General features: G+C 67.9%; 11 protein-coding genes. 7 read left to right on the top strand and 4 right to left on the bottom strand.

From position 1 onward, the window contains the following. Positions 1 to 496: 496 nt before the first annotated feature. The 3 genes from HGI30_RS21995 to HGI30_RS21985 are packed head-to-tail and all read left to right on the top strand — an operon-like array spanning position 497 to position 5764. On the top strand, positions 497 to 1783 hold the full coding sequence (locus HGI30_RS21995; protein ID WP_168909462.1) for an alpha-L-fucosidase: 1287 nt from the start codon (positions 497 to 499) through the stop codon (positions 1781 to 1783). A gap of 22 nt (positions 1784 to 1805) precedes the next feature. Further along, a complete protein-coding gene (locus HGI30_RS21990) occupies positions 1806 to 2837 on the top strand; it encodes a carbohydrate-binding family 9-like protein (RefSeq protein WP_168909461.1) in 1032 nt (343 codons plus the stop codon). Continuing rightward, the gene (locus HGI30_RS21985; RefSeq protein ID WP_168909460.1) at positions 2834 to 5764 is read left to right on the top strand and encodes a transglutaminase-like domain-containing protein; all 2931 of its coding nucleotides are present in this window, start codon (positions 2834 to 2836) and stop codon (positions 5762 to 5764) included. The genes HGI30_RS21990 and HGI30_RS21985 overlap by 4 nt, the downstream gene beginning before the upstream one ends. Positions 5765 to 5925: 161 nt before the next feature. On the opposite strand, the gene HGI30_RS21980 is transcribed toward HGI30_RS21985, so the two are convergent. Both HGI30_RS21980 and HGI30_RS21975 read right to left on the bottom strand, forming a co-directional pair. After that, complete coding sequence (locus HGI30_RS21980; protein ID WP_168909459.1) at positions 5926 to 6399, bottom strand: Lrp/AsnC family transcriptional regulator; 474 nt, start codon at positions 6397 to 6399, stop codon at positions 5926 to 5928. Positions 6400 to 6507: 108 nt separating this feature from the next. Continuing rightward, a complete protein-coding gene (locus HGI30_RS21975) occupies positions 6508 to 7713 on the bottom strand; it encodes a glycosyltransferase family 2 protein (RefSeq protein WP_168909458.1) in 1206 nt (401 codons plus the stop codon). A gap of 183 nt (positions 7714 to 7896) precedes the next feature. Between HGI30_RS21975 and HGI30_RS21970 the strand changes: the two genes are divergently transcribed. The 4 genes from HGI30_RS21970 (at position 7897) to HGI30_RS21955 (ending at position 11908) form a co-directional block, all read left to right on the top strand. Beyond that, positions 7897 to 8475, top strand: a complete 579-nt coding sequence (locus tag HGI30_RS21970) for a class I SAM-dependent methyltransferase (protein WP_168909457.1) — start codon at positions 7897 to 7899, stop codon at positions 8473 to 8475. Positions 8476 to 8654: 179 nt separating this feature from the next. After that, a complete protein-coding gene (locus HGI30_RS23400) occupies positions 8655 to 10286 on the top strand; it encodes an exosporium glycoprotein BclB-related protein (RefSeq protein WP_407944999.1) in 1632 nt (543 codons plus the stop codon). Positions 10287 to 10620: 334 nt separating this feature from the next. Then, positions 10621 to 11307 carry a queuosine precursor transporter gene (locus HGI30_RS21960; RefSeq protein ID WP_168909455.1) on the top strand — a complete coding sequence of 229 codons (687 nt, stop codon included), beginning with the start codon at positions 10621 to 10623 and terminating at the stop codon, positions 11305 to 11307. A gap of 82 nt (positions 11308 to 11389) precedes the next feature. Continuing rightward, positions 11390 to 11908: a DinB family protein gene (locus HGI30_RS21955; RefSeq protein WP_168909454.1), complete on the top strand. Its 519-nt coding sequence runs from the start codon at positions 11390 to 11392 to the stop codon at positions 11906 to 11908. Between the two features lie 146 nt (positions 11909 to 12054). On the opposite strand, the gene HGI30_RS21950 is transcribed toward HGI30_RS21955, so the two are convergent. Then, positions 12055 to 12876 carry a DUF817 domain-containing protein gene (locus HGI30_RS21950; RefSeq protein WP_206109971.1) on the bottom strand — a complete coding sequence of 274 codons (822 nt, stop codon included), beginning with the start codon at positions 12874 to 12876 and terminating at the stop codon, positions 12055 to 12057. A gap of 68 nt (positions 12877 to 12944) precedes the next feature. Next, positions 12945 to 13370 carry a hypothetical protein gene (locus tag HGI30_RS21945; RefSeq protein ID WP_168909453.1) on the bottom strand — a complete coding sequence of 142 codons (426 nt, stop codon included), beginning with the start codon at positions 13368 to 13370 and terminating at the stop codon, positions 12945 to 12947. Positions 13371 to 13421 lie beyond the last annotated feature (51 nt).

Genomic DNA, 13421 nt, shown 5'->3' with positions numbered 1-13421 from the left:
GGCTGTATTCGTCGTTCCCATCGTTGCACCTCCTTTCGTGTGGAATAAAGGGGAGAAAAGATGACGCCAAATGCCGGAGCTAGCGGAGCCGGAACGGGCAAAAGCTGTCGCTCGATCGGCAGCGCTCCGGAAATGAAGCGTTTGCATCAGCATAGCCGGACGCCGGAGAAAGCGTAAATATGTCGTTTCGGCAACGGCGTCTTCAAGTCCCGGATGGGCGAAATCTGCTCCGGAAAAATGCGCCGATTCCACTGCAGGCAAGGGTTTCGCGTGCAAGATGTCATTTCTGCCCCGAGCTTGGCCGACGCGGCGGAGCAGAAATGACTATCGTCGAAGCGTCCCAAAAGAAAAGCGCTTACATGAATGTCAGTTTTGCGTCAACACGAGAGAATGCCGTGACAGCAAGCATGACGCAAGGCAAGGAATGACATCTTTACGCGGCAGAAGGCCGCTTCTAGAATGAAAGCGGTAAACCGAACCGAAAGGCGGGAAGGGCATGCAGAAATGGTTTGAGGAAGCAAAGCTCGGCATCTTCATTCATTACGGCATCTATGCCGTGGACGGAGTGGCGGAGTCGTGGTCGTTCTACAACGGGCGGCTGTCGTACGAGGATTATATGAAGCAGCTGGACGGCTTCACGGCGTCCAGGTTCGACGCGGAGCGCTGGGCGGAGCTGATCGAGCGCTCCGGCGCGAAATACGCCGTGCTGACGACGAAGCATCACGACGGCGTCGCGCTGTGGGACACGAAGCAGAGCGAGCTGAGCGTCGTGAAGAAGACCCCGGCGGGAAAGGACCTCGTCCGCGAGTATGCGGATGCGATCCGCGGGCGGGGTATCCGCTGCGGCCTGTACTATTCGCTGATCGACTGGTCGCATCCGGATTATCCGAGCGTCTTCGAGGGAGGGCGCGCGCCGGACGACCCGTCCGCGGCGAACCGCTTCTCCTCGCCGGCGGACGGCGTGCAGCGGCCGCAGGCCTGGGAGCGGTTCCTGGCGTTCAACGACGCCCAGCTGCGGGAGCTGCTGACGGACTACGGTCCGGTCGACCTGCTCTGGTTCGACGGGGACTGGGAGCGCAGCGCGGAGCAGTGGGGGCTGCCGGAATTCAAGCAGCGGCTGCTGGAGCTGCGGCCGGAGCTCATCGTCAACTCCCGGCTGCAGGGCCACGGCGACTACAAGACGCCGGAGCAGGGCCTGCCGATTACGCGACCGGAGGGGCCGTGGGAATTCTGCACGACGATCAACACGTCCTGGGGCTACGTGCCGACGGACTGCAAGTACAAGTCGCTCGGCCAGATCATCCGCATGTTCTGCGACTGCATCGCGATGGGCGGCAACATGCTGCTCAACATCGGGCCGCGCGAGGACGGCACGATCGACGAGCGGCAGGAAGCGGTGCTGCTCGGCCTCGGGGGCTGGATCCGCGACCATGAGGAGGCGGTGTTCGGCACCGGGGAAGGCGTCATGACGCGCTATTATCCGGGCGGCAGCACGCTGTCCGCGGACCGGCGGACGCTCTACCTGTTCGTGCGCGACACGCCCAAGGAAGGCGTCTGCCTGAAAGGGCTGTGCAATCCGATCCGCCGGGCGAGCGTGCTGCACAGCGGCCAGGAGCTGGAGTGGGACATCCACGGCGGCGTGCCGTGGTTCGACATTCCGGGCACGACGTGGATCGGCCTGAAGCCGGAGCACACGCATGAGCAGGTGACGGTCATCAAGCTGGAGTTCGACGAAGAGATCGACCTATACGGCGGCTCGGGCGCCGTCGTCACCCATAATTGAAGGGGCAGGGAGAGTGGAGCGGATGAACCGGAGCGGAGTGCCGGAGCCGGCGATCGAACGGTATGAGCCCAAGAGCTACCGCTGCGAGCGGGCGAGCGGCCCGCTGGAGCTGGACGGGCGGCTCGACAAGCCGTTTTGGGCAGCGGCGGCGTGGACGGACGACTTCGTCGACATCGAGGGGGACCTCCGTCCCCGTCCGGCGAAGCGGACGCGGGCCAAGATGCGGTGGGACGACGAGTTCTTCTATGTCGGAGCGGAGCTTGAGGACGATGAGGTCTGGGCGACGCTGACGGAGCGGGACTCGGTCATTTTTCAGGACAACGACTTCGAAATCTTCATCGATGCGAATGGAAGCTCCCATGGCTACTACGAGCTTGAGATCAACGCGCTCGGCACGGTGTGGGACCTGCTGCTGCCGAGGCCGTACCGCGACGGCGGGCCGCCGGTGAACGGCTGGGATATCGCGGGGCTGCGCACGGCGGTGCATGTCGAGGGCGAGCTGAACCGTCCCGGCGCGGACAGCCGGCGGTGGAGCGTCGAGGTCGCGATGCCGTGGGCGAGCCTGAAGGAGTGCGCGGCGGAAGGCCGTCCGCCGGCTGCGGGCGAGTGCTGGCGGGTCAACTTCTCGCGGGTGCAGTGGCAGGTCGACGTCGTGGACGGCCGCTACGTCAAGCGGCTCGACCCGGAGACCGGGCGGCCTTGTCCCGAGGACAACTGGGTATGGTCGCCGATGGGCCTCGTCAACATGCACTACCCGGAGCTGTGGGGCTACGTGCAGTTCGCGGAGGCGGACACGCCGGCGTTCGAGCTGACCGAGGACGAGCGGATCAAATGGCAGCTGAGGCGGCTGTACTACCGGCAGCGCAATTATTATGAAGCGCAGGGCCGGTTCGCCTCCGACGCGGCCGAGCTCATGACCGGCGAGGGCTGGACGATCTCGCCGCAGGCCGAGACGACGAGCGGGCTGTTCCAGCTGTCGGCGCCGTCGGAGGACGGGCGGTCGCGGCTGTGCATCCGCGAGGACGGCCGATTCTGGAAGGAGGAGCTGCGATGACAGGCGAGGAGCGCGATCTGCGGCCGCCGCAAGCGGCCGGGCAAGCGGGCGCCGATACTCGGCCGGGCCGGGAGCGGAAGGAGGAACCGGCGCCCTGGTCGCCGGCGGAGGGGGAGAAGGCCGGCATCGAGCGCCGTCTGGCCGAGCGCCGGGAGCTGGCGGCGGCGCGGGAGCGGGAGCTGTTCGGCGCGCTCGGCGAGGCGCAAGGCGAGGAGGAGGGCTGGGCGCTCAAGCTGCTGCTCGCCTCGATGCCGATCGGCGACCTGGGCGACTATGACGGCGCGCTGCTGCTGGAGCATGCCCGGCAGTCGCTGGCGGTCCGCCGCGCGATGCCGTGGGGCGGCGACGTGCCGGACGAATTGTTCGCGCACTTCGTCCTGCCGTATCGCATCAACACCGAGGACATCGACGGCTCGCGCGGCTGGCTCCATGCGGAGCTGGCCCCGCGGGTGCAGGGGATGACGATGGAGGAGGCGATCCTGGAGGCCAACTACTGGTGCCATGAAAAGGCGACGTACGCCGGCAGCGACCTGCGCACGGCGTCGCCGCTCACGACGATCCGCGCCGCCCGCGGCCGTTGCGGCGAGGAGTCGACGCTGGCGGTGGCGGCGCTGCGCAGCATCGGCATCCCCGCCCGCCAGGTGTACACGCCGCGCTGGGCGCATTGCGACGACAATCACGCTTGGGTCGAGGCTTGGGCGGACGGCCGCTGGCGCTACTTCGGGGCTTGCGAGCCGGAAGCGCGGCTCGACCAGGGCTGGTTCACGCCGCCAGCGCGGCGGGCGATGCTCGTCGACACGCGCGTATTCGGCGGCTATGCCGGATCGGAGGAGACGACGCTGCAGCAGGACGGCTATGCCGAGCTGAACCTGCTCCAGGGCTACGCGCCGACGCGGGTCCTGGACGTGTCCGTGCGGGAGGAGGACGGCTCGCCGGCGGCCGGAGCGCAGGTGCGCTTCGAGCTGTACAACATGGCCGAGCTGTATCCGATCGCCGTGCTGACGGCGGATGCCGGCGGGCGGGCCTCGCTGCGCGCGGGGCTCGGCACGCTGCTCGTGCGGGCGGTCGGCAGCCGCGGCCGCTGGGACGAGCGGCTCGTCCATGCGGACTCGCCGGCTGCGCTGGAGCTGCGGCTCGCGCGGCGCGGGCAGCCGCAGGCGCCGGCGGAGCTCGACTTCGCGCCGCCGCCCGTGCGGGACGGCGAGCCGCTGCCGGAGCTGCCGGAGGCGGCGCTGCGCCGCCACGAGGAACGGCTGCGCGAGGGCTCGTCGCGGCGCGCCGCGTTCGAGGCGGGCTTCCTCGGCGAGCCGGAGGCGGCGGAGCTGGCGCGCGCGAGCGGACTGCCGGCGGAGCGGCTGCTGCCGCTGCTTGCCGGCGCGCGGGGCCATGGCGCCGAGATCGCCGCGTTCCTCGGCGAGCAGGCGCGCGCCGGCCGCGGCGACTGGGCGCTGCGCCTCGTCGAGACGCTGAGCGCCAAGGATTGGACGGACGCGATGCGGCCGACGCTGGAAGACCATCTGCTCGGCGCGCTGGCGGCGCTGGAGGAGACGGCGGCTGGACGGAGCGGACGCCCGGACGGCATCGCGAACCGCGCCAAGGGCGGCGAAGCGGCTCCGGCCTCGACAGGCGCGGGCGGGGAGGGAGACGGAGAAGCGGACGGCCAGGCGGAGGCAGCCTCCTCGGCAGGCGCAGGCGGCGAAGCGGAATCCGCTGCGGACGGCGAGCGGGAGCGGTTCGTCTCCTGGGTGCTCTGCCCTCGCGTGCTGCATGAACAGCTGGCTCCGTATCGCAGCGAGCTGAGAGCCGCCTTCTCCGCCGCCGAGCGGGACGCGCTGCGCCGCCGTCCGAGCGGGCTGCCCGCGCTGCTGGAGCGGCGCTTCGCGCTTGTCGATACGGTGCCGAACCTGCGCGGCAAGAGCACGCCGGCCGGCGCATGGAGGCTGGGCCGGGGCGATCGCCAGGCGAGGGACATCCTGCTCGTCGCGCTGTACCGCAGCCTCGGCATTCCCGCCCGGCTGCAGCCGGGCTCGCAGCGGCCGGCTTTCTGGCAGAACGGCTGGCAGCCGGCGTCGTTCGCGGACGAGCGCGACCTCGCGCCGGGAGCTAGGGAGACGTCGGCCGCTGCCGCTTCGTCAGCGGCGGGCGGGGCGGCTCGCAGCGCGGGCAGCTTGCCGGCGGAGCTTCGCCTCGCCGCCGCTGCGGGCGCTCCGGAAGCCGTCTACGGCGTGACGATGACGCTGGCGCGGCTGCAGGACGGCGTCTACCGGACGCTCGCCTACCCTCATGGCGGCACGGGCTACGAAGGGCGGACGCTGCAGCTGGAGCCCGGAGCTTACCGGCTCACGACCGGGACGCGGCTCAAGGACGGAACGGTGCTGGCGCGGCTGAGCTATGCCGAGCTGCGTGCCGGCGAGAGGTCCGAGCTGAAGCTGGCGTTCCGGCAAGCGGATGAGGCGGCGCCGCTGCTGGGCGAGCTGCGGCCGGACAGCGGGCTGTCGCCGCTGGAGGGCGGCGCTCCGCTCGCCTGGACGCAAGCGCTCGGCGCAGGCGCGGCGCTCGTCGCCTGGCTCGAGCCGGAGCGCGAGCCGAGCCGCCATCTGCTGCGCGAGCTGGCCGAGCTGGCCGAGCCGCTGCGGGCATCCGGCGCGGAGGCGCTCCTGCTGCTCGCGCCGGAAGCTGCCGACGGCGGTCCGCGCGCGGAGGCGGCTCGGCCGCAGGCCGTCGCTGCGCCGGCGGGCGTGCGGCTGGCCCGCGAGCTCGGCGGCACGTCGCTGCCGGCGCTGGCGCGGACGGCGTCGGCGGCCGAGGCGGGCCATCCGCATCTGTTCGTCGTCGATGCCGAGCGGCGCATCCGCTATGCCAGCTCCGGCTATCGCATCGGCGCGGTCAAGGAGGCGCTGCAGACGCTCGAGGCGCTGCGGCGGTAGCGGCCTCCGCCAAGTTGCCTCCGCCAAGCGGCCTGCGCCAAGCGGCCTCCGGCCCGATGCCTTTCGGCCCTCGTTCAGCATCCGGTTGAGCGAATCGCCGTCCTCCGAGAAAAGAAGCCCCGAGCATCCGGCTGTGGCCGGACCTCGGGGCTTCTTTCGGTTCAGGATTTGTAGCGCTTGGCGAGCAGCTGGCTGTCGACGCCGGTTACGCCCGGGATCGGGTACAGCTTGTCATGGAGGAATCGCTCCATCTCGTCCAGATCGGCGAACAGCGCCCGCACATGCAAGGCGTTCGGACCGGTCAGCCGGCACACCTCCGTCACCTGCGGCTCGGCCGCGAGCCGCTCCGCCGCTTCGTGCAGCCGCCGCGGCTCCACCTCGACGAGGAAGAACGCGCTCGTGCCGAGGCCGATCTTGTCGTGCCGCAGCGCAAGCGTGAAGCGCTCGATGACGCCGGATTCGGACAGCGCGTTCACGCGGGCCTGGACGCCGACGCGCGAGATGCCGACTTCCTTGCTGATATCGGTATAGGACATGCGCGAGTTGGCGCGCAGCAGCTCCATGATGCAGCGGTCGATCTCGTCGAGCCGCGTCGCCGGAATGGGGAATCGAGGCCGCTCGGGCTGGGATGTCATGGCGATCGTCTCCTTTGGGCAGGCGGTCATCATCGGCATGGAAGAGCCTGGCAGTATTCCCTAAATGATAGCTCGAATCCGTCCCCGTGGCAATGCCGGATGCGGCCGCTACAAGGATGTCAGCCGGGCGAGCGCCTCGACCAGCATCGGCCATCGCCCGGAAGCGGCGATGGCGGAGCGCTGCGCCTCGAAATGCGCCCGCGCCGGGCTGCCGGGGGGGCAGCCCGCATGGGCCGCCAGATGGGAGGGCGTCTGTCCGTGGCGCAGCAGGTAGCCGGCCGCTTCCAGCATCGAGCGCAGCGTGCCGAGCATCGGCAGGTAAAGGCCGGCGCTCTCGGCGTCGAGCCGGTACGCCTCGTCCAGCACGAGATGCGCCTGATGGAAGCTGAAGCTCATCGGAGCCGACAGATAGAGGAGCAGCAGGACGAGCAGGCTGAGCTCCCGGTATTTCTGCTGGAAGCGGAAGAAGTTCTCCTGCGCCTCCCCGGCGACGGAAGGCGCTACGGGATGCTCCTGATGATAGACGGCCGGCTCGCGGATATGCGCGAAGCGGTAGCCCTGGCGATAGAGCCGGTAGCCGAGCTCCAGATCGTCCCAGCCGTAGCCCTCGTACTCCTCGAACCGCCCATGGAGCTCGAACGCGGACCGGCGCACCGACAGATTGCCGGTGTGGCTGATGAGCCAGGGCAGATGGAAGCCGGCCAGCCGATCGCCGAACCGCTGCAGGATCTCGGCTTCGTATACGGCCTCCATCGGCTTCGCGAACGCCAGCTCCCGGTACGCCTCGGCGTGGATGTCCTCCCGGCTGAACAGCAGCTGCGGCCCGCCGCCGGCCATGAACGCCTCCCAGGCGGCATGGTGGCGGGGACGGGGATGAATCAGGCCGTACGCCTGCTGCACCTGCGCGGCGGAGAAGCCGGGATGCAGATAGGTATAGGCGCTCTTCATCGTCAGTACGCCGGAGGCGAGCAGCTGCCCGTCCTGCTCATGCAGCCGCAGATGGGATTCCACGAAGCCCGGTCCGACGAGAACCTCGGCATCGAGGAAGATCAGCACCTCTCCCTCGGCGACGCTTATGCCCGCGTTGCGGGCGGCGGGCCGTCCGAGGACGGCTTCCGACCGCAGCAGGCGCAGCCGGTAGGGAAAGCTCCAAGCGGCCGGAATGCCCGATGTCAGGTCCGACGAGGCGTCGTCCACCACGATGACCTCGTACCGGTCGGGAGGCACGCTCTGCCTTTCCAGCGCGAACAGCGTCAGCAGCACGAGCGGATGCTTGTCGCGGCTCGGAAGGATGATGCTCGCCCGGAAATGCATCGCTTTCGCCTCCTATCGAATTCTAGTCCTATCAGTCTATGGAGCGAGCTGCCGTCGGGGCTGGCCGCCAGCCTGGGGGCGATCGCCTGATTTGGCTCCGGCGGAGGCGCTTGCCGCTCCTGGAGGCTTTGGCCTGCATAGGATGAAGGAGACGGAGCCGGACCGGCCGAAGGAGGAGCCATCATGATTCAACGAACGGCAAGCAAGGATTTTCTCGGGTTTTTGAACGGCATGATCGCGGGCGCGGAGACGCTGCTCGACATCGGCTGCGGACCCGGCATCCTGCTGGGCTCGATGGACGCGCGCAAGATCGTCGCGCTCGACGTTCATCGGCCTTACCTGGAGCACGTGGCCGCCCGCCTGCCCCTTGTCGTGCCGCTCCACGCCGATGCGCTCGAGATCGGCCGCCTGTTCGTTCCGAACTCATTCACGGCGGTGACGATGGTCGACGTGCTGGAGCATCTGGACAAAAGGGACGGCTACGAGCTGATCCGGCAGGCGGAGTCGGTCGCTCGCGAGCGGGTCATCCTGTTCACTCCGCGCGGCTTTTTCCCGCAGGAGAGCATCGACCACTACGGTCTGAACGGCGAGCATTACCAAACCCATCGCAGCGGCTGGGAGCCGGAGGAGCTCGAGGCGCTCGGCTACGAGATTCTGCTCATGGAAGGCTTTCACGACGGCTCCAACATCGCCTTCGTCGACGCGTTCGGGGCCGAGCATCCGCCGATCGACGCGATGATGGCGATCAAGAGCCTCATCTGATGCAGCGTAGGCGGAGGGGCGTCCTCCGACCGCGTCGCTTGCCCGTCCGTCCGCTCCCTTGCCCGGCCAAGGGAGCGGACGGATTTTTTTGCATGCGGACAAGCGGCGGCAAGAAGCGATTCTCGAACCGGCGCGGGGCGCATACCTATGAGCAGAATAACGGGAGGGGAGCGTGTAAAATGGGGAATGCAAACGACGGACGGTCTTCCATCCGTTCTCGGAGGCCGCATAAGGTGTCCGACTGCAAGGCTTCGCGGAAGTCGGGAACCACATGCATCGTGCCGATTCGGCCGGAGCAGGCCGACCGGCTGGAGGCGATCCTGGAAGGCATCGACGCCGCGCTGGCGTCGCCGGCAGCATCGCCGCCGTCCGGTCGGCTGACCACGGAGCTCAGGCAGCTGCAACAGCTGGCGATCGACCTGACGATGCCGCGACGGGAGAAGGCTCATCTGCTTGCCGCCGCGGAGCTGGCGGTCGAGACGACGGCACGCGCCGGGAGCTGGACGGCCGCTGTCATCGCAGCGGTGCAGCAGCTGCTGGAGCAGCTGCTCGCGGTCGTGCTGCTCAGCTGCGTGACGAATGCGGTCAAGGACGGGTGGGTGTCGCGGCTGCGGCTAGCCGGCATTGAGGCGGCTTCCATTCCGACCGGCGGAGCGGGCGGATCGGGACCGCCGGGACCGCCCGGCCCGCCGGGACCGCCGGGTCCTCCGGGCATCGCCGGCCCGCAAGGCGCTGCAGGCCAGGCTGGCGCAGCCGGAGCGGTCGGTCCGGCAGGAGCGGCGGGCAGCTCGGGCGCCACAGGGACGACCGGCGCCGCAGGGGCGACCGGCGCCGCAGGGACGACCGGTGCCGCAGGAGCGACCGGCGCTGCGGGCGCGACCGGTCCCACGGGACCGGCGGGCACGGCCAGCTCGACAGGAGCAACTGGACCGACCGGTCCGACAGGCGCGGCAGGTGCGATCGGACTGGCCGGCCCGACCGGGCCGACCGGACCGACAGGAGCGACAGGAGTCGCGGGGGCGATCGGCCTTACCGGCGCGACAGGAGCGGCGGGGTTGTCGGTGACCGGCGCGACCGGCACGACCGGCGCGACCGGCGCGACCGGCGCGACCGGCGTGACAGGGGCGGCAGGACTATCGGTGACCGGCCCGACCGGCCCGACCGGCGTGACAGGAGCCGTCGGATTGATCGGAGCGACCGGTACGACAGGCGTCACCGGGACGACGGGCGTCACCGGCACGACAGGCGTCACCGGCACGACAGGCGTCACCGGCACGACGGGCGTCGCCGGTTCCGGGGCGATCATTCCGTTCGCCTCCGGCCTGCCTGCGGTGCTGACGACGGTCCTCGGCGGACTCGCCGGAACGGCTTCGCTTGTCGGCTTCGGCAGCTCCGCCACGGGCGTGAGCCTCGTCGGCACCACGATCGACCTGACCGGGGCGGCGGGCACGCTGCTCAACTTCGCCTTTTCCGTCCCGCGCGCCGGGACGATCACGGCATTGTCGGCTTACTTCAGCACGACAGCCGCCCTCAGCCTGGTCGGAACGACGATTACCATCACGGCGACGCTGTACAGCTCCACGACGCCGGACAACATCTTCAATCCGGTCGCAGGGACCACCGTGACCCTCGCACCGGCATTAACCGGCGTGATCTCGCTCGGCTCGATCTCGAACGGCATCGTCACCGGACTGGCGATCCCGGTCACGCCGCAGGAACGGCTGCTGCTCGTCTTCAGCGCGACGGCCGCAGGCCTCACCCTCGTCAACACGGTGGCGGGGTATGCCAGCGCCGGTCTGTCCATCTCGTAAAACGGGAGTCGAGAGGAGTCGAGCCCTGCCTACTCGGCCGGCGTTCCCGGGCAACCCGGTCGGCCATCTGTTGAAGCTCGATCCGGAATATAGTCATACCGAGCATTACTTTGTCAGGCTGCACGCGCGATTCGTGGGCGATCTGGCTGGCGACGCAGAGGGAGGGAATTTCAGCCTCCCTCTTTTTGACGCGCTTCGGCTGTGCTATGATAGACCAGGTTTTTTCGGCAGGCGCAAGGCGGTGATCGGCATGAGCAATGCCGGCTGCGCACGCGACTACCGCTGCCGGACGCGGTTCGAGACCATCCCGCGTAACCAAAACTAGGGAGGAATCATGTTCAATTTCTATTGGGGCGTCTTCTTCGTCCTCGTCAACTTCGTGCTGTTTCTGGCCTGCTTCCGGCTGTTCGGGAAAATGGGCCTGTACGCCTGGATCGGCTTCGCGACCGTCATCGCCAACATCCAGGTGACCGAGACGATCCAGATGTTCGGCATCGTCATGACGCTCGGCAATACGATCTATGCGTCGCTCTACATGACGACCGACCTCATCAACGAGCGCTACGGCGGCTCGGAGGCGCGCAAGGCGGTCTGGTTCGGCTTCTTCACGCTGCTCGCCACGACGGTGCTCATGCAGATGGTGCTGGCGTTCGATCCGGCGGAGGGCGACTTCGCCCATGAGCCGCTGAGCGTCATCTTCGGCCTGATGCCCCGGCTGGCGCTCGCCTCGCTCAGCGCGTATCTGGTCAGCCAGTTCCTCGACGTGCGGGTATTCTCGGCGCTGAAGCGCCGCTTCGGCGGCCGCAGCCAGTTCTGGATCCGGATCAACGGCAGCACGATCCTGAGCCAGTTCGTCGACTCGCTCGTATTCTGCACGATCGCGTTCGCCTTCCATCCGGAATACCCATGGGAAATCTGGATCCAGATCTTCCTGACGACGTACGTGCTCAAGTTCGTCATCTCCGTCGCTTCCACGCCGGTGCTGTACCTGGCCCGCTCGTTCCGCTTCAAGGACGAGTGAGCGGCTGAGCCGTCATGCAGGATTTTTCAAGCCGTCCGGCGAAAAGAAAGGGAACTTTCTTTTGCGAAGGGCGGTTTTTTTCATGGACAAAAGACCCGATCCGGCCACCGTGCCGGCTTATGAAGTACCTTATCTGGCTCGCGTGCCTCAAGGCGATCTCGTGAAGCTTCTCGCGGAGCAGAGGGAGCGGACGCTGGCGCGGCTCGGCGCGCTGAGCGAGGAGCAGGCGGACCATCGCTACGCTCCGGAGAAGTGGAGCGTGCGCCAGATCGTCGGCCATCTGGCCGATACCGAGCGCATCCTGGGCTTCCGGCTGCTGTCCATCGCGCGAGGAGAGAAGGCGCCGCTGCCGGGCTTCGAGGAGGACGCGTATGTCGCGGCGGCTCCATTCGAATCGTGGACGCTGCCGCAGGCGCTCGCCGACTACGCGGCAGTGCGCGAGGCGACGCTGTCGCTGCTGCGGGGACTGGCGCCGGGCGACTGGGAGCGCGCGGGCACGGCCAACGGGATTCCGCACACCGCGCTGCTGGTCGCCTGCGTCATCGCCGGGCACGAGCTGCATCATCTCCATGTGCTGACGGAGCGCTACGGCATCGCCTAGGGGCGCATGCAAAAAGGACGGAAGCGGGCGAATGCCGCTTCCGTCCTTTTTTTGCCGGCTTTCCGCTGCCAGGCCGTGCCCTGCCGTCGACGGTCCGCGCAGCCGCAGCCTACGGCGCATGACGGCGAAGGCCGTCATGCGCTTCGTCACCTCGGCTCCGATCGGTTGTCCGCAGCGGGCGGGAAGCGCCGCTTCAGCGCGTACACCAGCAGCAGGCTGAGGATGACGAGCAGGAACCAGCTGCTCAGCTTGCCCCAGTGGACGAGGCTCCAGCCGAGCCGCTGATCGGGATAGGCCCACGCGCCGAGGAACGTCGAGACGTTTTCGGCCAGCCAGATGAACAGGGCGATGAGGGCGAAGCTCGCCAGCACCGGCATCTTCAGCCTTTGTCCGCCTGCCGTATAGGACACGCTCGCTCGCCAGAACGCGGCGAAGATCATCGCCGTCAGCCACCACCGCAGATCCGGCAGCCAGTGATGCGTGAAGAAGTTCGCATAGGCGAGCAGCGCCAGCCCCGTCGACAGCCGCAGGTCGGGCCAGCCGCGGAAGCTCAGGTCCAGCCTGCGCCACGCCTGGCACATGTAGCTGGCGACGCTGGCATACATGAAGCCGCTGTACAGCGGCACGCCGCCGACCTTGCTCCACGCTTCGCCCGGGTAGCTCCACGAGCCCATCCGCACCTTGAACAGCTCGAGCGCGAGCCCGATGAGATGGAACAGCAGCACGACCTGCAGCTCGCGCGCCGTCTCCAGCCGCAGCAGCAGCATGGCCGCCTGGATCGCCAGGCAGAGCAGGAGCAGCAGGTCGTAGCGGGCGATGCCCGGCACGTCGACGAGCTTCGTGAAGCCGAGCGAGGCGAAGATCAGCACGGGGAACACGCAGCTGAGCGCCTGCTTCCGTCCGAAATCGAGCAGCATCGCCGCCTTGAGCCGCAGCGGCCGCTTCGGGCCGGACCACGTATCTTCCATTTTCGCACGCTCCTTGTCAGGTGCAATCTATCCCTCTGAACGAGCGAGCGCCGAAAAAGGCTGGGGCGTCAGGAGGAGCGGGGCTTCTCCGCCGGCATCGCGGCTTTGCGGGCGAGCTTCCAGTCTCTCTTCAAGCCGGCGGCCAGCTCGTGCAGCTGCTGCGGCGCCGCCTTGAAGGTCGAGTTCATGCCTTTCAGAAAGATGAAGATGGAATAGCGATCGGATGCCTCTTCCTGAACCCAATGCCATTCGAACGTTTCTTCGTAGTGCGAGAAATAGCCGTCGTATTTTTCGAAGGGAAATTTCTCAAGCATTTCCAGGAAGCTCGTCCACGTATGGACGGTCCAGAGAATGGACGTGGATGTCCAGCTGGCGCCGTCATCCATAGAGTAGGACAGGTCGAGATAGCAGCTTTGGTTCGGAGACCGGTAAGGGCTTCGGCAGTTGATTTCCAGCTTTTTGCTTGAATTCAAGGCATCTACGAGAACAGACATCTGAAGTCACCTCTTGTAGGAAGGTCCAGCCGACGATGGCTTCGCCGGCGG

The sequence above is a fragment of the Paenibacillus albicereus genome (genome assembly GCF_012676905.1).
Lineage (GTDB): Bacteria > Bacillota > Bacilli > Paenibacillales > Paenibacillaceae > Paenibacillus_O > Paenibacillus_O albicereus.
This window is presented reverse-complemented; position numbering and strand designations above follow the sequence as displayed.

Excerpts from the sequence above, each read along its gene's own strand:
- HGI30_RS21995 (WP_168909462.1), top strand. The coding sequence starts at position 497 with ATGCAGAAATGGTTTGAGGAAGCAAAGCTCGGCATCTTCATTCATTAC.
- HGI30_RS21990 (WP_168909461.1), top strand. The coding sequence starts at position 1,806 with ATGAACCGGAGCGGAGTGCCGGAGCCGGCGATCGAACGGTATGAGCCC.
- HGI30_RS21985 (WP_168909460.1), top strand. The coding sequence starts at position 2,834 with ATGACAGGCGAGGAGCGCGATCTGCGGCCGCCGCAAGCGGCCGGGCAA.
- HGI30_RS21980 (WP_168909459.1), bottom strand. The coding sequence starts at position 6,399 with ATGACATCCCAGCCCGAGCGGCCTCGATTCCCCATTCCGGCGACGCGG.
- HGI30_RS21975 (WP_168909458.1), bottom strand. The coding sequence starts at position 7,713 with ATGCATTTCCGGGCGAGCATCATCCTTCCGAGCCGCGACAAGCATCCG.
- HGI30_RS21970 (WP_168909457.1), top strand. The coding sequence starts at position 7,897 with ATGATTCAACGAACGGCAAGCAAGGATTTTCTCGGGTTTTTGAACGGC.
- HGI30_RS23400 (WP_407944999.1), top strand. The coding sequence starts at position 8,655 with ATGGGGAATGCAAACGACGGACGGTCTTCCATCCGTTCTCGGAGGCCG.
- HGI30_RS21960 (WP_168909455.1), top strand. The coding sequence starts at position 10,621 with ATGTTCAATTTCTATTGGGGCGTCTTCTTCGTCCTCGTCAACTTCGTG.
- HGI30_RS21955 (WP_168909454.1), top strand. The coding sequence starts at position 11,390 with ATGGACAAAAGACCCGATCCGGCCACCGTGCCGGCTTATGAAGTACCT.
- HGI30_RS21950 (WP_206109971.1), bottom strand. The coding sequence starts at position 12,876 with ATGGAAGATACGTGGTCCGGCCCGAAGCGGCCGCTGCGGCTCAAGGCG.
- HGI30_RS21945 (WP_168909453.1), bottom strand. The coding sequence starts at position 13,370 with ATGTCTGTTCTCGTAGATGCCTTGAATTCAAGCAAAAAGCTGGAAATC.